Raw genomic sequence first — 18,592 nt, 5'->3', positions numbered from 1 at the left:
AAAGCGCCTCCAGAACGCATGGTCATTTTCGCAAAAAGGCGGGCCGGGGAGAACCCCGCCCGCCTGCGCAAACGGCGGCGTGTTTAGGGACCTTGGGAGGGGGGGTCAACCCCCTGGATCACGCGTTTCCGCCCCGCCCGCCACATTACCGTGATCGACGAAGACGCCCCCTCGCGCGCGGAGCCCTCAAGCCCTTATGGTGCGGGGCTTCAACGCATAAGAACACGGGAGGACGGCCCATGCTCGAACTGCGCCCCAATTGCGAATGCTGCGACCGCGACCTGCCGCCCCAAAGCGACCAGGCCCGCATCTGCACCTTCGAGTGCACCTTCTGCGCCGATTGCGCCGACGCCCGATTCCTCGGCGTCTGCCCCAATTGCGAGGGCGACCTAGTCGCCCGGCCGATCCGGCCCGACGGCAAGCTGCACCGCTTTCCCGCCTCGCTGCGGCGGATCAACAAGGCCCACTCGGCCTGCCCCCAGCCGCCCCCTCGCCCCGCTCCCGGACCCGCTCCGGACGGCCGGGGTGTGGCCCTTTAGGCGCACCCTGGTTCAATCGGTCGCACGCCTGGATCGTTCGGCGGTTCACGGTCGTTAACTCGTCAGGCCCCACAAGCTTGGGCGTAAACGAGGAGACCAGAGCCATGACCGTCGCCGTCCACGATCGCACCGTCGCCGCCCCGCGCGCGTCGAAGATCGCCTGGTCGCGCCTTGTCGGTCAGAGCCTGGCGGGTCAGGCCCTCGGCCTGGTGCTGAGCGCCGGCATCGTGGCCAGCGGCGCGCTATTCGTAATCCTCAGCTTCTGAACTTAAACGGGTCCGGCCGATTGCCTTCGGGCTCTGGTCGTGCACCGTGCGGGCGCCTCTCAGTTGCGAAGGAGCCCGCGCGATGTGCGACGACGACATCCACCAAGGCCTGGTCCATGATCCGCGCGTCTCGCGCCGCGCCTTCGGCCTGATGACGGCCGCGGCAGGCGGCCTTGCCGCCACCGCCGCCCGCGCCGACGACAAGGTCGTGGAGACCGACGTCGTCATCAAGACGCCCGATGGCGAGGCAGACGCGGCGCTGTTCAAGCCGGCCGGCAAGGGCAAATGGCCCGCCGTGCTGATCTGGCCCGACGTCATGAGCCTGCGCCCCGTGTTCCGCGACATGGGCCGCCGCCTGGCCGCCCAGGGCTATGTCGTGCTGGTTCCCAACCTCTATTACCGCATCAAGAAGGCGCCGGTGGTCGAGGGGACGTTCAACTTCGCCAACCCCGAAGACCGCGCCAAGATCACGCCGCTGCGCGCCACCGTCACCCCGGAGGGCACCGACAAGGACGCCCTGGCCTATGTCGCCTTCCTCGACGCCCAGAAGGAGACCGACAAGGGCAAGAAGGTCGGGGTGCAGGGCTACTGCATGGGCGGGCCGCTGGCCTTCCGCACCGCCGCCGCCGCGCCGGGCCGCATCGCCGCCGTCGCCAGCTTCCACGGCGGGGGCCTGGTCACCGACCAGCCGACCAGCCCGCACCTGCTGATCCCCAAGACCCACGCCGAATTCCTGATCGAGATCGCCGACAACGACGACCAGAAGGAGCCGGACACCAAGGACAAGCTGAAGGCCGCCTTCGCCGCCGCCAAGCGCCCGGCCAAGGTCGAGGTCTTCACCGGCGCCGCCCATGGTTGGACGGTCAAGGGCAGCCAGGTCTACAACGAGACCGCCGCCGAAACGGCCTGGGCCAACCTGCTGGACCTCTACAAGCGAACCCTGGGGTGATGTAGACGGAGGAGATGAGCCTCATCACCACGGTCGGCGTCGACGCCGACGACACCCTCTGGCACTGCGAGACCCTGTTCCGCCTGTCGCACCAGCGGTTCGTCGAACTGCTGGCGGAATTCGGCGACGAGGAGCGGATCAACGCCCAGCTGGCCGTGACCGAGAAGAAGAACCTTCGGGTCTATGGCTACGGGGCCAAGGGCTTCACCCTGTCGATGATCGAGACCGCGCTGGACCTGACGGACGGCGCGGTCTCCACCCGGGTGATCCGCGAGATCCTGGCCGTCGGCCGCGAAATGCTGACCGAGCCGGTCGAGCCCCTGCCCGGCGTCGAAAAGGCCCTGGCCGAGCTCTCCAAGCGCTACCGCCTGATCCTGATCACCAAGGGCGACCTCCTGCACCAGGAGCAGAAGCTGGCCGCCTCGGGCCTGGGCGACCTGTTCGCCGCCGTCGAGATCGTCTCCGAAAAGAACGCCGAGACCTACCGCCGGGTGTTCGAACGCTACGGCACGGGGGCGGAGCAGGCGTTGATGGCCGGCAACTCGATGCGCTCCGACATCCTGCCGGCCCTGGAAGCCGGGGCCTGGGGCGCGCTGATCCCCTACCCGCTGGTCTGGGCGCACGAGGCGGCGGAGGCCCCGCAGAACCATCCGCGCTACGTGGAGCTGGCCTCGATCAGCGCGCTCCCGGCCTTCGTGGATCACGTATCAAAACCCCTTCTCCCATAGGGAGAAGGTGGCGCGAAGCGCCGGATGAGGGGTTAGGGACGGAAGACGGCGTGCCGGCACGACGTCAAACCTCGTAACCCCTCACCCTCCCACCGCTACGCGGCGGACCCCTCCCTCTCCCTATGGGAGAGGTTTCTTTTTCTTGCCCCACCCTGCGATCGCATCCCGCGCCGGCTTCTCGAAATACATCAGCGACGCGTAGCTCACCGGGATCAGCACCAGGCCCCAGGCCAGGCACCACAGGCGCATGACGTCGCCGGTCAGGTGCAGCATGCCCAGGCCCACCCAGTTCAGGGCGATCTTCAGTACGATCGGGTGGAGCATGTAGATCGAGTAGGACAGCTGCCCCCACGGCGCCAGCCAGCGCACGACGGCGCCGGCCTTCACCGGCGCGTTGTCGGCCGCCACGCCCAGCAGGCCGACGGCGTAGCAGACGAAGAGCAGGATGCTGCGGTCCAGCTGCGCGGCCGCGCCGGCCACGAAGGCGACGCACGATCCGAAGAACCACCAGCGCGCGCCCGGCAGCCGGCCCAGGGCCCAGCGGATCCCATAGGCGATCATGCCGATCATGAAGCCCGGCGCGGCGCGGGCGATCCCGAAGTCGGCGGTCCACATGTGGAAGGGCTGGGCGGCCGAGGGGACGAACAGCGGAACCGCGAACAGGACCGCGAGGATCGCGGTCGTCGCCAGGGTCAGCCAGGCCGTCCCCCGTCCCGCCAGCCACAACAGGATCGGCAGGATCAGGTACATCGCCCACTCGGCGCTGATCGACCAACTGACGAAGTTGAAGGTCTGGGCCCGGCAGACGCCGAAGGCCTGCAGGTTCAGGAGGTTGGGCACGACGCAGGCGGGGTCGTAGCGGCTGGGGTCGCGGTCGTTGACCAGGCCCAGCACGCCGGCGATCACTATGACGATGAACACGCCCAGGGTCAGCCAGTGCAGCGGCATCAGCCGCGCCACCCGCTTCTGCAGGAACCAGCGGAAGTCCGACACCGTGCGGATCCGGCCCGTATAGACGGCGCTGATCACATAGCCGGAGATGACGAAGAACAGGTCGACGAGCAGGCTGAAGCTCTTGACCGTGTCGTCAACCGCCTGCCAGCGGCCGTCGATATTGATGAACCGGTTGAAGTGGAAGACGACGATCAGCACCGCCCCCAGCGCCCGCAGGGCGTCCAGGTGCAGCATGTCGTCGGAATCGGTCTTGAGCGGCGGAAACGGTTTCACGCCGCAGTGGTGAGCGCCCCCGTAACGACGGTCAAGCTCAGCGGGCCGGCAGCTTGCGGCGGATCGCCCCCACCACGCTGTAGCCATAGGCCGCCGACACCCCGCAGAAGTCGGCGACGAGGTCGCCGAACGACATGTCGCGGCCCACGAAGTACTGCACGATCTCGATCAGCGCGCCGAACGCCACCAGCACCGCCCCGATCCGCCACAGCCGGCTCTTGGGCATGGCCAGGCACCCCAGCACGGCCAGGACGTAGAAGACGATGAAGTGCTTGGCCTTGTCCCACGGGATCAGTCCGACGCTGTCGTCGCCGGGCGTGACCGCCTTCCAGAAGGCGTAGGCGGCGGCGGCCGCGAACACGGCGAAGGCCAGCCAGTTGATCTTGCGCTTGAAGCTGCGGGACATCAGGGCTCCTGGAGAGAGGCGAGCCCTGCCCTAGCCGCTCACCTGGGGCTTGAAAATGGCGGCGACGCCTGCGCGGCCATTCTTGTCACGCTCTGCACGCGATCTGCATCCGCGTGGCGCGGATGGGTGGTCTGGAAACGCATCCCGGCCGTGCTCATCACCGCCCCGCCCACCACGCCGCCTCCCTCGCCCTTGTGGCGAGGGCCCATGCCGGCGACCGCTCAGACCCAGTTCGCCCTGTCGAGGTCTGAGCGGCTGAACGATGGATCCTGGGCACAAGGCCCAGGAAGGCAATTGGGAGAGACGGGGATGAAACGGTGAATGGAAGTCTCCTTCCATCCACCGTCCGATCAGTCTCAGAAGGTCAGCGCGCGGGCTTCCTTCACGTGCGGCAGGGCCTGGATCTTGGCCAGCAGCTCTTCGCTCGGGGCCTGGTCGACGCCGACCAGGGCGATGGCGTCCTCGTCGGCCGAGACGCGGCCCAGGTTGAAGGTGGCGATGTTGACGCCCGCTTCGCCCAGCAGCATGCCCAGCGCGCCGATGAAGCCCGGCTTGTCCAGGTTGTTGATGTAGAGCATGGCCGGCGAGAAGCCCGCGTCCAGCTCCATGCCCTTGACCTCGACGACGCGCGGGGCGCCGGCGATCACCGTGCCGGCGAAGACGCGCTTGCCCTTCTCGGTGGTGATGGTCACGCGCAGCAGCGAGTCGTAGGTCGGGCTCTTTTCCTGGCGGCTCTCTGAGACGGTGATGCCGCGCTCCTTGGCCACGGCCGGGGCCGAAACCATGTTGATCTCGGCCAGCATCGGCTTCAGCACGCCGGCCAGGGCCGCCGAGGTCAGCGGCTTGACGTTCAGGGCGGCGACTTCACCCTCGAAGGCGATGTCGATGGCCTTGATGCCGAAGTCGACCATCTGGCCGGCCAGGGCGCCGATCTTCTCGGCCAGGGCCACGAACGGCTTCAGCTTCGGGGCTTCCTCGGCGCTGACCGACGGGCTGTTCAGCGCATTGGTCACGGCGCCGGTCAGCAGGTAGTCGCTGACCTGCTCGGCGACCTGCAGGGCCACGTTCTCCTGGGCTTCCGAGGTCGAGGCGCCCAGGTGCGGGGTGGCCACCACCTTGTCCGAACCGAACAGCGGGTTTTCCTTGGCCGGCTCGGTGACGAACACGTCGAAGGCCGCGCCGCCCACGTGGCCGTCGTCCAGCAGCTTGCGCAGGGCCACTTCGTCGACCAGGCCGCCGCGGGCGCAGTTGACGATCAGCACGCCCTTCTTGGTCTTGGCCAGGTTTTCGGCCGACAGGATGTTGCGGGTCTTGTCGGTCAGCGGGGTGTGCAGGGTGATGACGTCGGCGCGGGCCAGCAGCTCTTCCAGCTCGACCTTCTCGACGCCCATTTCAATCGCGCGCTCAGGGCTCAGGAAGGGGTCGTAGGCGACGACCTTCATCTTCAGGCCCAAGGCGCGGTCGGCGACGATGCCGCCGATGTTGCCGGCGCCGATCAGGCCCAGGGTCTTGGCGTACAGCTCCACGCCCATGAAGCGGTTCTTTTCCCACTTGCCCGCCTGGGTGCTGGCGTCGGCGGCCGGCAGCTGGCGAGCGAGGGCGAACATCATGGCGATGGCGTGCTCGGCCGTGGTGATCGAGTTGCCGAACGGGGTGTTCATCACCACCACGCCCTTGGCGGTGGCGGCCGGGATGTCGACGTTGTCGACGCCAATGCCGGCGCGGGCGATGACCTGCAGCTTGTTGGCGGCGGCGATGACGTCCTTGTCGAGCTTGGCGCCCGAGCGGATGGCGATGCCGTCGTAGTCGCCGATGACGGCGATCAGTTCATCCTTAGACAGGCCGACCTTGATGTCGAAGTCGACGCCGCGGTTCTTGAAGATGTCGACGGCGGCGGGGCTGAGCTTGTCGGCGATGAGGACGCGAGGAGCCATGTTGCGAGTTCCTTGATCGGTGGCGGCCGGTCGGGCCGCGATGTCTGTCTTGAAAGCCGCGCTCAGCGAAGCCAGCGCAGCATGTGCGGGAAGGGAGCGACCCCGCGCTCGGCCGCCTGTCGCGGTTCGAGGGAGAGGCCGTAGAACTGGAGCAGCGGCACGCCGATGGCGCCGCCCGACGCGAAGGTCTCGGCCAGCCAGGCCGCCTCGCCCTTGTAGCCTTCCGGATGGAAGACCACGGCGGGCTCCAGACCCAGATGGGTCAGGGCCGCCCAGGACCAGGCCAGCGTGGCCATTTCCTCGCCGTCGGAGGGTTCGAGCCGTTCGGCCTGGCGGCCTTCGGGCTCGGTGACGGCGATGTGGCCGGCCTCGTGCAGGATGTCGCCGGGATGGGCCAGGCGGCTCTCGTCGATCACCAACCCGCCGAACCGGATGTCCACGCCCGGCAGGAAGGTGTCGTCGGGGAGCTCGCCCGGCCTCACGTCGATGCCGAGGCCGATCACGAAATCGGCCAGGCGCTGCGTGAGGGGATCGGCGAACACCAGCGTCAGGCCGCTTGCAGGACCGCCGCCTTGGTTTCCGAGAAGGCCCAGTCGAGCCACGGGGTCAGGGCCTCGAGATCCGAGGCCTCGACCGTGGCGCCGCACCAGATGCGCAGGCCGGCCGGAGCGTCGCGGTAGCCGCCGATGTCGAGGGCCGCGCCCTCTTTCTCGAGCAGGCTGGCCAGCTTCTTGGCGAAGTCGGCCTGGGCGTCGGCCGGCAGGGCGGCGATCTCGGCGTCGACCACCTTCAGGCACACCGAGGTGTTGGAGCGGATTTCCGGGCTGGCGGCCAGGAAGTCGACCCAGGCGGTCTTTTCGACCCAGTCGGCCAGGACCTTCAGGTTCTGGTCGGCGCGGCCCTGCATGGCCTGCAGGCCGCCGATCGAGGCGCCCCATTGCAGGGCGTCCAGGGCGTCTTCCACGCACAGCATCGACGGGGTGTTGATCGTCGCGCCCTCGAACAGGTCGAGCGTGACCTTGCCGTTCTTGGTCATGCGGAACAGCTTGGGCATCGGCCAGGCCGGGACGTAGCTTTCCAGGCGGGCCACGGCGCGCGGCGACAGGATCAGGATCCCGTGCGCGCCCTCGCCGCCTAGCGCCTTCTGCCAGGAGAAGGTCACGACATCGAGCTTGGTCCAGTCGAGGTCCTGGGCGAAGGCGGCGCTGGTGGCGTCGCAGATGGTGATGCCTTCACGGTCGTCCGAGATGAAGTCGGCGTTGGGCACGCGCACGCCCGAGGTCGTGCCGTTCCAGGTGAAGACCAGGTCCTTGGCCGGATCGACCTTGGCGGTGTCGGGCAGCTCGCCGTACGGGGCGCTCAGCACCTCGACGTCGGGCAGCTTCAGTTGCTTGGTGACGTCCGTGACCCAGTCCTTGCCGAAGGACTCGAAGGCCAGCAGTTGCACGGGGCGGGCGCCCAGCATCGACCACATCGCCATCTCGACGGCGCCGGTGTCCGAACCGGGGACGATGCCGATCAGGAAGTCGGCGGGCACTTCGAGCACGTCGCGCGTCTGGTCGATGGCGGCCTTCAGGCGCGCCTTGCCCAGCTTGGAGCGGTGCGAGCGGCCCAGGACCGCGTTCCTCAGATTTTCGGGGGTCCAGCCTGGGCGCTTGGCGCAGGGGCCGGAAGAGAACTCGGGGCGAGCCGGGCGGATTGCCGGCTTGGCGAGGGTAGTCATGGCGATGTCTCCCATCCTTACAGATGGACTGCGCCCCGTTGGGGGGGCGTGGCCCGCCGGCGAAAAACCCCGTTTTCGCGGCGAACGCAAGCGCCATTTTCTGGAATTTTATTCCGCTGGGCGCGACCGATCGTCCGCGCTCGGCAATTATTTTGCGGCGCGGGCCTTGCGGCGCCAGGCCAGGACGGTGCCCAGCAGGATGCAGGCCAGCACCCCGATCGTGTTGATGTTGTTGACCATCTTGTAGAGGTTGTCGTGCGCCTTCTCGGCCACGAGATAGTAGGCGTGCAGGCTGAACTGCACCGCCTGCAGCAGCATCGCCACGCCCAGCCAGGCGCTGACGAAACGCATGGCCAGCAGCAGGAAGACCACCGCCAGGGCCGCATCGTCGATCAGCAGGATCACCGGCTGAATCGCCGGCGGCAGCAGCAGGTGGATCACCGAGACCCCGACGCTGCCGATCACCACCGCCAGGGCGGCCAGCCGTTCGGCCTTACCGCCCTTCGCCCACGCGAACGCCGCCAGCGCGATGATCGCGACCCAGATGGCGACGGCGATGAGGTTTCCAAACATGCGCAAGGCCCCTAACGCAAATTAGGGGCCTTGCTAAGTTAAAGTCTTGCAACTTCGCCGTCAGGCGACGCCGCGCAGGTCCGTCGACTTCTGACCGGTGGTCGTGACGTTGTCTTCCTTGACTTCCACACCCGCGAGCTTGGTGCGGATACCCACGCGGAGCTTCACTTCGCTGAGCTCGTTGTGCATGTCGACCATGGCGCTGCGGGCTTCTCCCAGCGCAGCCAGGGCCTCGACCAGCTTCGCGCTGGCCTTGTCGCCGACGACGGCCGACAGACCAAGGTCCTTACGGGCCCTCAGCATGTCCGACATCAGTTCGGCGGCGTTCACCATCGCCGCATCGACGGCGTTTTCGGTCGCAAACAACTTATTGGCGACCCGTTGAGCTACGAACACTTTTTCCACTTACCCGACTCCTCCAGAGAACCGAGTGAATAGGTAAACGAATCGTTAACCCGTCGGCAATGGTGAAATGCGCCCTAGCGTTGTTTTGTCGCGACTGCACCTGGGGCTGGAAGCGAAGCGTTAGGAACCTACCGGCAGAATGCCCATGTTAGACCTGCCGGAAGGCCCATGGACGATACGAGGCACATCTCCGAAACTTCGGCTCACGCGCCTCTACAGGCGCGGATCGCCGGCGTTGCGCTGGGCACGACGATCGCCGCCCTGACCGCGGCGTGCCTGTGCTTCATGCTCCAGCAGTGGAGCGTCGCCCGCCAGGAAGCCCGCGAGAACCACCGCGTGCTGGCCGAGATGGTCGCCGCCGGCGCCGCCGCCTCCCTCGCCGACCACAACGCGGTGGGCGCCAGCCGCGCCCTCGACGCCGTCATCAAGGCCCCGCACGTGGCCGGCGCCCGCCTCACCGACACCTCGGGCCAGATCGTGGCCCGCATCGGCGTCGAGAACGAAGACAACGTCGAGACCCTGACCCGTCCGGTGACCCTGCTCGGCCGCAAGGTCGGCGAACTGTCGCTGGTGGCGCGCCAACCGAGCCTGGTCGAGATCCTGGCCCGCGACCTGGCCCTGACCGGCGCCCTGTTCTTCGGCGCCGCGGGCCTGGCCATCCTTCTGGCCAACAGCCTCGCCCGGCGGATGACCAAGCCGATGCAGCGTCTGTCGGACGCCATGCACGACATGGCCCAGGGCGGCCGCTACAGCCCCGTCCAGCAGGCCAGCGACGACGACGTCTTCCACAGCCTGACCGACAGCTTCAACCACCTCGTGGCCCGGCTGGAGGCCAACGACCACGACCTGCGCTCGGCCATGGGCGAACTGGTCAAGGCGCGCGACGACGCCAACGCCGCCAACGTGCTGAAGTCGCACTTCCTGGCCAATATGAGCCACGAGATCCGCACGCCCCTGAACGGCGTGCTGGCCATGACCGAAGTGATGGCCATGGACGACCTGTCGTCCAAGCAGCGCGAGCGCCTGTCGGTGATCCGCGAGTCGGGCGGCCTGCTGCTGGCGGTGCTGAACGACGTGCTCGACCTGTCGAAGATCGAGGCCGGCCGCCTGGAGCTGGTCGAGCGCGACTTCGAGCTCTCCGCCCTCGCCTCCTCGCTGCGCGAGACCTTCGTCGACCAGGCCCGCGACAAGGGCCTGGACTTCGGCGTCATGGTCGCCCCCGAGGCCCTGGGCGGCTGGCACGGCGACGTCGATCGCCTGCGCCAGATCCTCAACAACCTGGTGTCCAACGCCCTGAAGTTCACGCTGGAGGGCGCGGTCTCGGTCCGCTTCGCCTCGGCCGAGGACGGTTCGGGCCTGCGCATCGACGTCACCGACACCGGCATCGGCATCGCCGCCGACATCCTGCCGCGCCTGTTCGACAAGTTCGTCCAGGCCGACAGCTCGACCACGCGCCGCTTCGGCGGTTCGGGCCTGGGCCTGTCGATCTGTCGCGAGCTGGCCGCCGTCATGGGCGGGGGCATCCACGTCCAGAGCCGCGAGGGCCAGGGCTCGACCTTCACCGTCGTCGTGGCCATGCCGCGCGGCGAGGGCGAGATCGCCCAGGCCGCCCCGGTCGACGAGCCGTCCGACGCCGCCGCCGGCCGCCGCCTGCGCGTGCTGGCCGCCGACGACAACCTGACCAACCAGAAGGTCATCGCCGCCGTCCTGGCCCCGCTGGGCGCCGAGGTGGCGCTGGTCGCCGACGGCGCGGCCTGCGTCGAGGCCTGGCGCGCCGGCGGTCACGACGTGATCCTGATGGACATCCACATGCCGGTGATGGACGGCGTCGAGGCCGCCCGCACCATCCGTTCGCTGGAAGCCGCCGAGGGCCGCGCCCGCACCCCGATCGTGGCGGTCACCGCCAACGCCCTGGTCCACCAGGTCGAGGGCTACCTCGCCGCCGGCATGGACGGCCACGTCGCCAAGCCGATCGAGGTCACCAAGCTCTACGCCGCCATCGAGGACGCCGTGGCCGCCGCGGCGCGCATGGCGGCGGCCGCCTGACCTCTCCCTCGTCCTGAGCTTGTCGAGGGACGCCTTCAGGTAGATGAACCCAACATAACGACGGGCTCAGAACCGCTTCAGGCGGGACGTGGTTTCTTCTCCTCAACGCCGCCGACAAGGACGGCGGATCAGATTGAGAAGGAACCGAACCGATGAAGAAGATCATTCTCCCGATCGTTGCGGTCTCGGCCCTGGCGGCCGCCACCATCCCCGCCGCGGCCATGGCCCAGCCCATCAACCAGCGTCAGGCTCAGCTTGAGCAGCGGATCGACCGCGGCGTGCGCAACGGCGACCTGAACCGCCACGAAGCCCGCCGTCTGCACGGCGAGCTGCGCGAAGTCGCCCGCCTCGAATACCGTTACCGCGCCGGCGGCCTGAACGGCTGGGAGCGCGCCGACCTCGACCGCCGCCTGGACCGCGTCAGCGCCCAGATCCGCTACGAGCGTCATGACCGCGACTACGGCCAGGGCTACGGCCGCGGCGACCGCAACGACAACCGCGGTCGCTGGTAACCGCGACTAGCTTGTGAAGGCCGGCTCCACCCGGAGCCGGCTTTCCACCACCGTAAGGCCGCGGCCGCGCAGGATCACGCGCGCGCCGCGGCTTTCGCATGACAGGTCCCCGCCCCGGCCCGGATAGGCCTGGTGGAACTCCAGCGCCGGCTTGCCCAGCTTGTCGCCGTAGAGCGGCATCAGGATGCAGTGGGCCGAGCCCGTGGTCGGATCCTCGGGAATGCCCGCCGCCGGCGCGAAGAAGCGGCTGACCACCGCATAGGGCCGGCCCGCATCGGCCAGGGCGACCGCGATGACCTGGCCCTTGCCGTCGGTCGCCGCGCTTTCGAGACGGTTGAGGGCGGCGAAGTCCGGCTCCAGCCGCCGCACGGCCGCCTCGTCCTCCAGCACCGCCACCAGATAGGCGCCGGCCCAGGCCTCGAGCACCGGCGCGCCCAGGGCCTCCTCCAGCCCCTCCGGGATCTCGACCCGGCGCGGCGGGTTGGCCGGGAAGTCCATCTCCAGCCGCTCGCCGTCGCGCCGCACGCGCAGCTCGCCCGACAGGGTGTCGAAGGCCAGCACCTCGACGTCCGCGCCCAGCTCCGCGAACAGGGCGTGGGCCGACGCCAGCGTGGCGTGGCCGCAAAGCGGGGCCTCCCTGGCCGGTGTGAACCAGCGCAGGCCGTAGCGGGCCGGATCGGCGGTCTTCAGCAGGAAAGCCGTCTCGGCCTGGTTGTTCTCGGCCGCCAGGGCCTGCATCCAGGCGTCGCTCGGCCAGCGGTCGAACGGCTCGACCACGCAGGCCGGGTTGCCCTTGAAGGGGGCGGACGCGAAGGCGTCGATGGTCCATTGGCGCATGGGGCTTCTCCCGAAAATCAGGCGGCGGCCTGGCCGGCCGGCAGGAAGGGCGTGATCGCCGCCAGGGCGCGGGCGACGTAGAGGTCCTTCTCGCCCACCGGCGCGACGTAGCGGATGGCTTCCTCCGCCTCGGCCAGGCCCGCCAGCCGCGCGATCGTCCAGGCGGCCAGGTACTGCGAGGCCAGGCAGCCGCCGGCGGTGGCGACATTGCCGTGGGCCACGAACGGCGCGTCCAGCACCTGGACGCCGGCCTCGATGACCCAGGGCTTGGTCGTCAGATCCGTGCAGGCCGGCAGGTCGCCGACCAGGCCGAGCCTGGCCAGCAGCAGCGTTCCCGAGCATTGGGCGCCGATCAGCTGGCGCGCGGGATCAAGCTTCAGCCGGGCCAGCAGGTCCGCATCGGCGGCGATTTCGCGGGTCTTCGACCCGCTTCCGATCAGCACGGCGTCGGCCTCGGCGGCGAATTCGAGGGGCTGCTGGCGCTGCACCGTCACCCCGTTCAGCGACGTGACCTCCGGCGTCGGCGAGGTGATGCAGGCCGCCCAGCCCTTGGCCTTCATGCGGTTTAGGATCGCCGCGGCGATGAACGAGTCCAGCTCGTTGAACCCATCGAACGTCAGAACCGCAATCCGCACCGGAAGCCTCCTCTTGCGTGAGGCTCAAGCGGTAACGGGCAATGATCCATGAAGCAAAAGGAGTATTGTCACGATGACAATACTCCCTGCGCGGGACGTCAGGCGCTCTCGACCGTCCTGGGCAGGCCCGCCCGGTAGACGAAATTGCGCAGCCGCACCTCGCCCGCCCCGGCCGCGTAGATCCCGACCTTCAGGCTGATGAAGCCGCCGAACACGTTGTGGTGCAGGCCCGAGACCTCCATCCGCGTGCCATGCCGGGTCCAGGTGGCGCCGTCGTCGTAGGAATACCACCAGGTCACGACGTGCTCGTCGTTGCGCACCTTCAGGCGGACGCTGCGGGCCTCGTGCCTGATCCGCGCCCAGGCCAGCTCCTCGGAATACTGGAAGGTCTTCAGCGCCGTCGGTGTGACGCCCAGGCCGACGAAGGCCTTGTGATTGTAGAACAGCAGCAGCCCCGCCTCGGCGTCGCCGATCAGGTCCAGCGAGATCTCGGCCTCGTACGAGCGGTCGCCGACGATGCAGGTCAGGGGCGCGCTGTCGATCGGCGAGGTCCCTGAGCCCTTCAGGCGCAAGGCCTTGGTTTCGAAGGTGGTGCGCTCGCCCTCCCCGGGCTTGGGATCGTGGAAGGCCCATTGCAGGCCGAAGCGGTCGGCCGAGAAGTCGTCCGACAGGTTGAAGCCCGACGGTCCGGCCTTGCCGCCGCGCGGCTTCTTGATCGGCTTGGAGAGGTCGCCGCCCAGGGGCTTGAACCAGCCGTCGGCGGTCCATTCGATCGGCTCCAGCAGGGTCTGGCGACCCAGCGTGCGGAAGCCGTTTTCGTAGGCGTGATAGACCATCCACCAGTCGCCGGCCGGGCCTTCGACCAGGCTGGCGTGGCCGCGCGACCACCAGGGCTCGGCCTCGCTGCGGGTGCGCACCAGAGGATTGTGCGGGCAGTGCTCCCACGGCCCGTTCACCGAGCGCGAGCGGGCGGCGATGACCATGTGGCCGGTCACCGGCCCGGCCGTCCCGCCGACGGCGGTGATCAGGTAGAACCAGCCGTTGTGGCGCAAGAGCTTGGGGCCTTCGGGCGCGAAGTTCTCGACGATCCAGTCGTCGGGATAGCGCCAGGGATCGTAGGCCTTTTCCAGCTGGCCGTCGGTGGCCAGGCCGTCGTCGGTCAGGCGGATCCTGCGCACGCCGTTGACGAACAGGTAGCGCTTGCCGTCCTCGCCCACGACGTGGCCCGGATCGATGCAGCCGCTGATCTTCAGGTCGACCGGATCGCTCCACGGCCCCTCGATGCTGTCGGCCCAGATGGCGAAGATCGACCAGCCCTGCCCCGTCGGATCGGCCGGAATGTAGATGAAGTAGCGGCCGTCGTGCTTGACCAGATCGACGGCCCAGATCGTGCCCAGCGGCTTGCGCAGGGCCGGCCCGACCGGGGTCCAGTTCACCAGGTCCGTCGACTTCCAGATCACCAGGCCCGGATAGGCCAGGAACGACGAGAACGTCATGTAGTAGACGTCGCCGTCCTTGAGGATCGTCGGGTCGGGGTGATCGCCGGCGATGATCGGGTTCAGGTAGGTCCCATCGCCCAGGTCGGCGGTGCGGCGGCCGTCGGGACCCTTGCCCCAGGTCGGGACCGTCACCTTGACGCTCGATTGGGCGGCCGGCTTGGCCTCCACGGCTTGCGCGGCCAGGGCCGGCGCGACGGCGGCGCCCGCCAGGAGGCCTTTGAACAGGGTGCGGCGCGGCAGGGCCATGGAGGTCGCTCACGAAAATGATAGCGCTATCAAATTCCGTAGAGCGGCGCGGCGGCGACGTCCAGAGCCTCAGCCCTCGATGCTGATCTCCGGCCAGCGGGCCTTGGCCGAGCCGGTGGTGCGCGCCCAGCCGCCCGCCCCCTTCACCCGCAGCGGATTGGGCCGCAGGCGCATGGCGAAGAGGTCGTCCAGGCCGAACGGAGCCCAGACGCGCAAGGCGTCGTCGGCTTCCAGCCGCACGCCGACGCAGAAGGCGGTGGCCACGAAGCGTTCCAGGGCTTCGGCGCTGGAGCGCAGGGCCGGATAGGGTTCGTCGGCGCCGAACTTCTTTTCGAACCACAGGTGCACGCGGGCCTGGTTGCGCACCTCGACCAGCTCGCGCAGCGGCGGCTCGAAGGCGGCGGCGACGCGCTGGATGACGACGTCCTCGGCCTCGTACGAGGTGTCGCCGTCGTCGTGATAGGCGACGTCGTAGTCCTTGATGCCGTAGTCCAGCGGCCGGCCGGTCAGGCTGTTGAACACCGGCTGGTAGACCGCGCCGGAGAAGATCATCCAGTCGGGCAAATCAAGGTCGCGGACGGTGCGCAGCACCTGCATCGTCGTCGGCGTGGCGCGGACGATGTCGATCAGGCGGGCTTCCAAGGTCTCAGGGGTCAAGGCCCACGCCTCCATCGTTCGTCACCAGCAGTCGGGAGGGCGGCGCGCAGAACCCTTGCGGAGAGCCGTCCATCGGCCGCTCGCCCTTGTAGATCTTGTAGACGCCGGTCACGCGGCAACCCTTGAGGCCGACGAAGACGCTTTCCTCGACCGCCAGAAAGCTGAACGGGATGTCGAGCTTGCCGATGTCGGGGCAGACGGCGCGAACGGACTGGACGGCGTCGTGCGTGTTGTCGTCGGTGTAGAGCATGCTCGCGTCCGGCGGCGATTTGATGCCGGGCGTGAATTCGCACACCGTGTCCGAGCCTGGAAAGTGTCGCGCCAGCCGCTCGCCCGGCGCGCCGGCGATCCCGATGCGGGTCACGCCGCCGTCCCGCACGCCGCCATGCGTGACGTAGACATAGGCCACGACGAGCACCGCCGCGGCGGCGATCCAGAAAAGCTTCGCGCCTTTCGGGCTCGATTTCATCCCCGCACCGGCCAGGCGTGGTCGAGCGGGCCGTGGCCCTTGCCCAGGCCCGGAGCGCGCAGCATGGCCTCGTGGACGTAGTTCCAGGCCCGTGCGACGGCTTCGGTAAGCGGCAGGCCCTGGGCCAGGCCGGTGGCGATGGCGCTGGCCAGGGTGCAGCCGGTGCCGTGGGTGTGGCGGGTGTCGATCCGCTCGCCCTCGAAGCTTGTCTCGCCCTGGCGGGTGATCAGCAGGTCGACGACCCGCTCGCCCGCCACGTGGCCGCCCTTCATCAGGACGGCGTGAGCGCCGAGCTCCAGCAGGGCCTCGCCGGCCCGGCGCTGGTCGTCGATGGTCTCGACCGGCAGACCGGTCAGGGCCGAAGCCTCGGGGGCGTTGGGGGTCAGCAGCGTGGCGCGCGGGATCATCAGCGCCTTGACCGCGTCTATCGCCCGGTCGGCCAGCAGCGGGGCGCCGCCCTTGGCGATCATCACCGGATCGACGACGGCCGGCACGTGCGGGGCGCCGGCCAGGACGCGGGCCACGGTCTCGACCACGCCGACGTCGCCCAGCATGCCGGTCTTGAAGGCGTCGGCGCCGATGTCGTCGAGCACGGCTCGGGCCTGGGCCTCGATGATGTCGAGCGGGATCGGATGCACGCCGGTGACGCCCAGGGTGTTCTGCACCGTGATGGCGGTGATCGCCGTGGCCGCGTAGCCGCCAAGCGCGGTGACGGTCTTGATGTCGGCCTGGATGCCCGCGCCGCCGCCGGAATCGGATCCGGCCAGGATGAGGACACGGCCCTTGAAGGGGCCGGCGGGAATGGCGGAATCGGGGGAAGGCGCTTGGGTCACGCGCCTGTCCTACCCCGCTTCGACGTCGGTTTGAACGGGGATCAGGCGACGCCGAAGGCGCCCAAGAAAGATGTTAGGCGACGCCGAAGGCGCCAAGGAAACACGTCAAGCGACGCCGAAGGCGGCGGTCAGGCGGTCGAACTGGGCCTGGACGGGGCGCGGGGCCTCGTCGACGGCGGCGGCCTCGACATACATGCGGCGGTCCAGGTGGCGGACCCGCTCGTACAGGCGCTCGGAGCGCTGCAGCAGGTTCACCAGACCAAACGGCAGGTCCTCGATCGCCGCGGCTTGCTCGCTGGTCTCGACGGCGAGGCGATAGTTCTCGGCGCAGGCGGCCTCGGGGGCCATCTCGCCTTCCTTGACCGCCCGCTGCACCAGCAGCCACGAGGCCACCTGCATCAGACGCGTGGTCAGGCGCATGCTTTCGCTGGCGTAGGCCAGGGCGGCGTTGCGCGACAGGATCTTGCTGTCATGACGGCCGGCCCCGTCGAGATAGGCCGCGGTCTCCTCGACCAGCAGCATGCCCTCGTCGAAGGTGCGGTCGAACAGTTCGGAGCGCGCGAAGTCCTGAATGACTCCCGCCCGCCAGGGGGCCGTGGACGCGTTCGGATCGGTCATGTCTACTCAATGCCTCTAAGGCCGCGAGGACGTCTCGCTTGAGGAGGCGGACTGCAACCCCCGTGCCAAGTCTTAACGTCCCGTTTCGCGACCGCCCCGACTCACTGTGACCGACGGACGCGCCTCAAGGGTCCACGGGTAGCGTAAACCATTCGTTAGTCGAGGCGACCAAACAGCGCATCGGCCGCGGCGCGCCCGGCTTTCTTCTTGCTCAGCTGGGCTTTGGTGCGGGCGATTTCGGCTTCGAGAGCCTCGATCCGCTCTTCCAGTTCGATGACGCCGTAGGTCTCCAGATCCTCGTGCGCGGCGCTGTTCAGCGCATCGCCACGGAACGCGCGCGGCTCGACCGGCTCTTCCATCATCGGCCATCCTCCCTTTCCGATCGGCCATCAGACGCCTACCTAGGGCGCGACGCAAGCGCGACGGAGCCGCCAGCATGTCCCAGACCATGACCGCGATCGAGATCGAAGGCGGCAAGGGGGCGGCCGACGCCCTGCGCCCGGCGGAGGTGGAACGTCCCGTTCCGGGGCCGGGCGAGATCCTGATCCGGGTGCGCGCGGCCGGCGTCAATCGTCCGGACCTGTTGCAGCGCCTGGGGTTCTATCCGCCGCCGCCCGGCGCGCCGACGACGCTGGGCCTGGAGGTCGCTGGCGAGGTCGAGGTCGCCGCCGGACGCTGGAAGGTCGGCGACAAGGTCTGCGCCCTGCTGGGCGGCGGGGGCTATGCCGAATACGCCGTGGTCGACGCTCGCCAGGCCCTGCCGGTGCCCGAGGGCTTTGATTTCGTCCACGCCGCGGCCCTGCCCGAGACCGTCTTCACCGTCTTCGCCAATGTGTTCGAACACGGCGCGCTGAAGCCTGGCGAGACCATTCTGATTCATGGTGGGACGTCCGGGATCGGGACAACGGCGATCGCCATGGCCAAGGCGGCCGGCGCGATCGTCATCGCCACCGGTCGCGGGGCCGACAAGAAGGCCAAGGCCCTGGAACTGGGCGCCGACCTGGCGGTCGACGCCAAGACCGAGGACTTCGCGGAAGTCGCCAAGGCCGCTGGCGGTGTCGACGTGGTGCTCGACATGGTCGGGGCCGCCTATTTCGACAAGAACCTCGACGCCCTGAAGACCGGCGGCCGCATCGTCTACATCGCCGCCCTGGCCGGCGGGACGCTGGAGGTGCCGGTGATGAAGGTGATGCAGAAGCGCGCCGTGATCACCGGCTCGACCCTGCGCCCCCGCCCCTCCGACGAGAAGGCCCGCCTGGCCGCCGAGGTCGAGCGCACCGTCTGGCCGTGGATCGCGGCGGGCAAGCTGAAACCCATCGTCGACGCCGCCTTCCCCCTGGCCGACGCAGCCAAGGCCCATGCGCACCTGGAGGCCGGCGAGCACGTGGGGAAGGTTGTGCTGGTTCCGTAGCCGCCTGACGGCGGCCCCCTCCGGCCCTCCGGGCCACCTCCCCCAGAGGGGGAGGATCTTTTGGTTCGCCTTGCTGGCC

General features: G+C 68.8%; 22 protein-coding genes and 1 pseudogene. 8 read left to right on the top strand and 15 right to left on the bottom strand.

Annotation, left to right across the window (positions count from 1 at the left end; translation table 11 throughout):
- The first annotated feature begins 239 nt into the window (after positions 1–239).
- The 5 genes and pseudogenes from AC07N1_RS15715 to AC07N1_RS15695 form a co-directional block, all read left to right on the top strand.
- Positions 240–539, top strand: a complete 300-nt coding sequence (locus AC07N1_RS15715; protein WP_494672648.1) for a DUF1272 domain-containing protein — start codon at positions 240–242, stop codon at positions 537–539.
- Positions 540–643: 104 nt separating this feature from the next.
- Entirely contained in the window at positions 644–805 is a 162-nt protein-coding gene (locus AC07N1_RS15710) for a hypothetical protein (RefSeq protein WP_494672647.1), read from the top strand.
- An 82-nt stretch (positions 806–887) separates the two neighbouring features.
- Positions 888–1,754 (top strand): dienelactone hydrolase family protein, encoded by an 867-nt coding sequence (locus AC07N1_RS15705; RefSeq protein ID WP_494672646.1) that lies wholly within the window; start codon positions 888–890, stop codon positions 1,752–1,754.
- Positions 1,755–1,768: 14 nt separating this feature from the next.
- On the top strand, positions 1,769–2,482 hold the full coding sequence (locus AC07N1_RS15700; protein ID WP_494672645.1) for an HAD family hydrolase: 714 nt from the start codon (positions 1,769–1,771) through the stop codon (positions 2,480–2,482).
- A 43-nt stretch (positions 2,483–2,525) separates the two neighbouring features.
- Positions 2,526–2,624, top strand: a pseudogene (locus AC07N1_RS15695) (hypothetical protein); the annotation flags it as partial.
- On the opposite strand, the gene AC07N1_RS15690 reads toward AC07N1_RS15695, so the two are convergent.
- From AC07N1_RS15690 to AC07N1_RS15660, 7 genes are all read right to left on the bottom strand, one after another.
- Entirely contained in the window at positions 2,603–3,709 is a 1,107-nt protein-coding gene (locus tag AC07N1_RS15690; protein WP_494672644.1) for an acyltransferase family protein, read from the bottom strand. The pseudogene AC07N1_RS15695 and the gene AC07N1_RS15690 sit on opposite strands and share 22 nt — an antisense overlap.
- Before the next feature lie 37 nt (positions 3,710–3,746).
- Complete coding sequence (locus AC07N1_RS15685) at positions 3,747–4,115, bottom strand: VanZ family protein (RefSeq protein ID WP_494672643.1); 369 nt, start codon at positions 4,113–4,115, stop codon at positions 3,747–3,749.
- A gap of 356 nt (positions 4,116–4,471) precedes the next feature.
- The gene (serA, locus tag AC07N1_RS15680) at positions 4,472–6,049 is read right to left on the bottom strand and encodes a phosphoglycerate dehydrogenase (protein WP_110121610.1); all 1,578 of its coding nucleotides are present in this window, start codon (positions 6,047–6,049) and stop codon (positions 4,472–4,474) included.
- A gap of 62 nt (positions 6,050–6,111) precedes the next feature.
- Positions 6,112–6,591, bottom strand: coding sequence for a hypothetical protein (locus AC07N1_RS15675; RefSeq protein WP_494672642.1), 480 nt, complete (start codon positions 6,589–6,591; stop codon positions 6,112–6,114).
- Between the two features lie 5 nt (positions 6,592–6,596).
- Entirely contained in the window at positions 6,597–7,772 is a 1,176-nt protein-coding gene (locus AC07N1_RS15670) for a phosphoserine transaminase (RefSeq protein ID WP_494672641.1), read from the bottom strand.
- A gap of 147 nt (positions 7,773–7,919) precedes the next feature.
- On the bottom strand, positions 7,920–8,345 hold the full coding sequence (locus AC07N1_RS15665) for a hypothetical protein (protein ID WP_494672640.1): 426 nt from the start codon (positions 8,343–8,345) through the stop codon (positions 7,920–7,922).
- Between the two features lie 60 nt (positions 8,346–8,405).
- Positions 8,406–8,750, bottom strand: a complete 345-nt coding sequence (locus AC07N1_RS15660) for a hypothetical protein (RefSeq protein ID WP_494672639.1) — start codon at positions 8,748–8,750, stop codon at positions 8,406–8,408.
- Between the two features lie 168 nt (positions 8,751–8,918).
- On the opposite strand from AC07N1_RS15660, the gene AC07N1_RS15655 reads away from it, so the two are divergent.
- Both AC07N1_RS15655 and AC07N1_RS15650 read left to right on the top strand, forming a co-directional pair.
- Positions 8,919–10,796, top strand: a complete 1,878-nt coding sequence (locus AC07N1_RS15655; RefSeq protein WP_494672638.1) for an ATP-binding protein — start codon at positions 8,919–8,921, stop codon at positions 10,794–10,796.
- 152 nt (positions 10,797–10,948) lie between these two features.
- Entirely contained in the window at positions 10,949–11,308 is a 360-nt protein-coding gene (locus AC07N1_RS15650) for a hypothetical protein (RefSeq protein WP_494672637.1), read from the top strand.
- A 6-nt stretch (positions 11,309–11,314) separates the two neighbouring features.
- Here the strand turns inward: AC07N1_RS15650 and AC07N1_RS15645 are convergent, their stop codons facing one another.
- The 8 genes from AC07N1_RS15645 to AC07N1_RS15610 all read right to left on the bottom strand — a co-directional run bounded on the left by AC07N1_RS15645 (position 11,315) and on the right by AC07N1_RS15610 (position 17,464).
- Positions 11,315–12,145, bottom strand: a complete 831-nt coding sequence (locus AC07N1_RS15645; RefSeq protein ID WP_494672636.1) for a PhzF family phenazine biosynthesis protein — start codon at positions 12,143–12,145, stop codon at positions 11,315–11,317.
- A gap of 17 nt (positions 12,146–12,162) precedes the next feature.
- A complete protein-coding gene (locus AC07N1_RS15640) occupies positions 12,163–12,780 on the bottom strand; it encodes a DJ-1/PfpI family protein (RefSeq protein WP_494672635.1) in 618 nt (205 codons plus the stop codon).
- Between the two features lie 98 nt (positions 12,781–12,878).
- Positions 12,879–14,525, bottom strand: coding sequence for a family 43 glycosylhydrolase (locus AC07N1_RS15635; protein WP_494672634.1), 1,647 nt, complete (start codon positions 14,523–14,525; stop codon positions 12,879–12,881).
- 69 nt (positions 14,526–14,594) lie between these two features.
- On the bottom strand, positions 14,595–15,122 hold the full coding sequence (locus AC07N1_RS15630) for a nucleotidyltransferase family protein (protein ID WP_494672706.1): 528 nt from the start codon (positions 15,120–15,122) through the stop codon (positions 14,595–14,597).
- 49 nt (positions 15,123–15,171) lie between these two features.
- Positions 15,172–15,651, bottom strand: a complete 480-nt coding sequence (locus tag AC07N1_RS15625; RefSeq protein WP_494672633.1) for a hypothetical protein — start codon at positions 15,649–15,651, stop codon at positions 15,172–15,174.
- Positions 15,648–16,454 (bottom strand): bifunctional hydroxymethylpyrimidine kinase/phosphomethylpyrimidine kinase, encoded by an 807-nt coding sequence (thiD, locus tag AC07N1_RS15620; RefSeq protein ID WP_494672705.1) that lies wholly within the window; start codon positions 16,452–16,454, stop codon positions 15,648–15,650. Before thiD ends, AC07N1_RS15625 begins: the two co-directional genes overlap by 4 nt.
- A 135-nt stretch (positions 16,455–16,589) precedes the next feature.
- Complete coding sequence (rcdA, locus tag AC07N1_RS15615; RefSeq protein WP_487289119.1) at positions 16,590–17,102, bottom strand: protease adaptor protein RcdA; 513 nt, start codon at positions 17,100–17,102, stop codon at positions 16,590–16,592.
- A 155-nt stretch (positions 17,103–17,257) separates the two neighbouring features.
- Positions 17,258–17,464 carry a DUF1192 domain-containing protein gene (locus tag AC07N1_RS15610; protein WP_487289117.1) on the bottom strand — a complete coding sequence of 69 codons (207 nt, stop codon included), beginning with the start codon at positions 17,462–17,464 and terminating at the stop codon, positions 17,258–17,260.
- A gap of 74 nt (positions 17,465–17,538) precedes the next feature.
- Here AC07N1_RS15610 and AC07N1_RS15605 point away from each other — a divergent pair, with 74 nt between their 5' ends.
- Positions 17,539–18,513 (top strand): NAD(P)H-quinone oxidoreductase, encoded by a 975-nt coding sequence (locus AC07N1_RS15605; RefSeq protein ID WP_494672632.1) that lies wholly within the window; start codon positions 17,539–17,541, stop codon positions 18,511–18,513.
- Positions 18,514–18,592 lie beyond the last annotated feature (79 nt).

It is taken from the genome of Caulobacter sp. GW821-FHT09B11 (assembly GCF_059418205.1).
This window is presented reverse-complemented; position numbering and strand designations above follow the sequence as displayed.

Coding starts and splice junctions, on each gene's coding strand:
- AC07N1_RS15715 (WP_494672648.1), top strand. CDS start 240: ATGCTCGAACTGCGCCCCAATTGCGAATGCTGCGACCGCGACCTGCCG.
- AC07N1_RS15710 (WP_494672647.1), top strand. CDS start 644: ATGACCGTCGCCGTCCACGATCGCACCGTCGCCGCCCCGCGCGCGTCG.
- AC07N1_RS15705 (WP_494672646.1), top strand. CDS start 888: ATGTGCGACGACGACATCCACCAAGGCCTGGTCCATGATCCGCGCGTC.
- AC07N1_RS15700 (WP_494672645.1), top strand. CDS start 1,769: ATGAGCCTCATCACCACGGTCGGCGTCGACGCCGACGACACCCTCTGG.
- AC07N1_RS15685 (WP_494672643.1), bottom strand. CDS start 4,115: ATGTCCCGCAGCTTCAAGCGCAAGATCAACTGGCTGGCCTTCGCCGTG.
- serA (WP_110121610.1), bottom strand. CDS start 6,049: ATGGCTCCTCGCGTCCTCATCGCCGACAAGCTCAGCCCCGCCGCCGTC.
- AC07N1_RS15670 (WP_494672641.1), bottom strand. CDS start 7,772: ATGACTACCCTCGCCAAGCCGGCAATCCGCCCGGCTCGCCCCGAGTTC.
- AC07N1_RS15665 (WP_494672640.1), bottom strand. CDS start 8,345: ATGTTTGGAAACCTCATCGCCGTCGCCATCTGGGTCGCGATCATCGCG.
- AC07N1_RS15655 (WP_494672638.1), top strand. CDS start 8,919: ATGGACGATACGAGGCACATCTCCGAAACTTCGGCTCACGCGCCTCTA.
- AC07N1_RS15650 (WP_494672637.1), top strand. CDS start 10,949: ATGAAGAAGATCATTCTCCCGATCGTTGCGGTCTCGGCCCTGGCGGCC.
- AC07N1_RS15645 (WP_494672636.1), bottom strand. CDS start 12,145: ATGCGCCAATGGACCATCGACGCCTTCGCGTCCGCCCCCTTCAAGGGC.
- AC07N1_RS15635 (WP_494672634.1), bottom strand. CDS start 14,525: ATGGCCCTGCCGCGCCGCACCCTGTTCAAAGGCCTCCTGGCGGGCGCC.
- AC07N1_RS15630 (WP_494672706.1), bottom strand. CDS start 15,122: ATGCAGGTGCTGCGCACCGTCCGCGACCTTGATTTGCCCGACTGGATG.
- AC07N1_RS15625 (WP_494672633.1), bottom strand. CDS start 15,651: ATGAAATCGAGCCCGAAAGGCGCGAAGCTTTTCTGGATCGCCGCCGCG.
- rcdA (WP_487289119.1), bottom strand. CDS start 17,102: ATGACCGATCCGAACGCGTCCACGGCCCCCTGGCGGGCGGGAGTCATT.
- AC07N1_RS15610 (WP_487289117.1), bottom strand. CDS start 17,464: ATGATGGAAGAGCCGGTCGAGCCGCGCGCGTTCCGTGGCGATGCGCTG.
- AC07N1_RS15605 (WP_494672632.1), top strand. CDS start 17,539: ATGTCCCAGACCATGACCGCGATCGAGATCGAAGGCGGCAAGGGGGCG.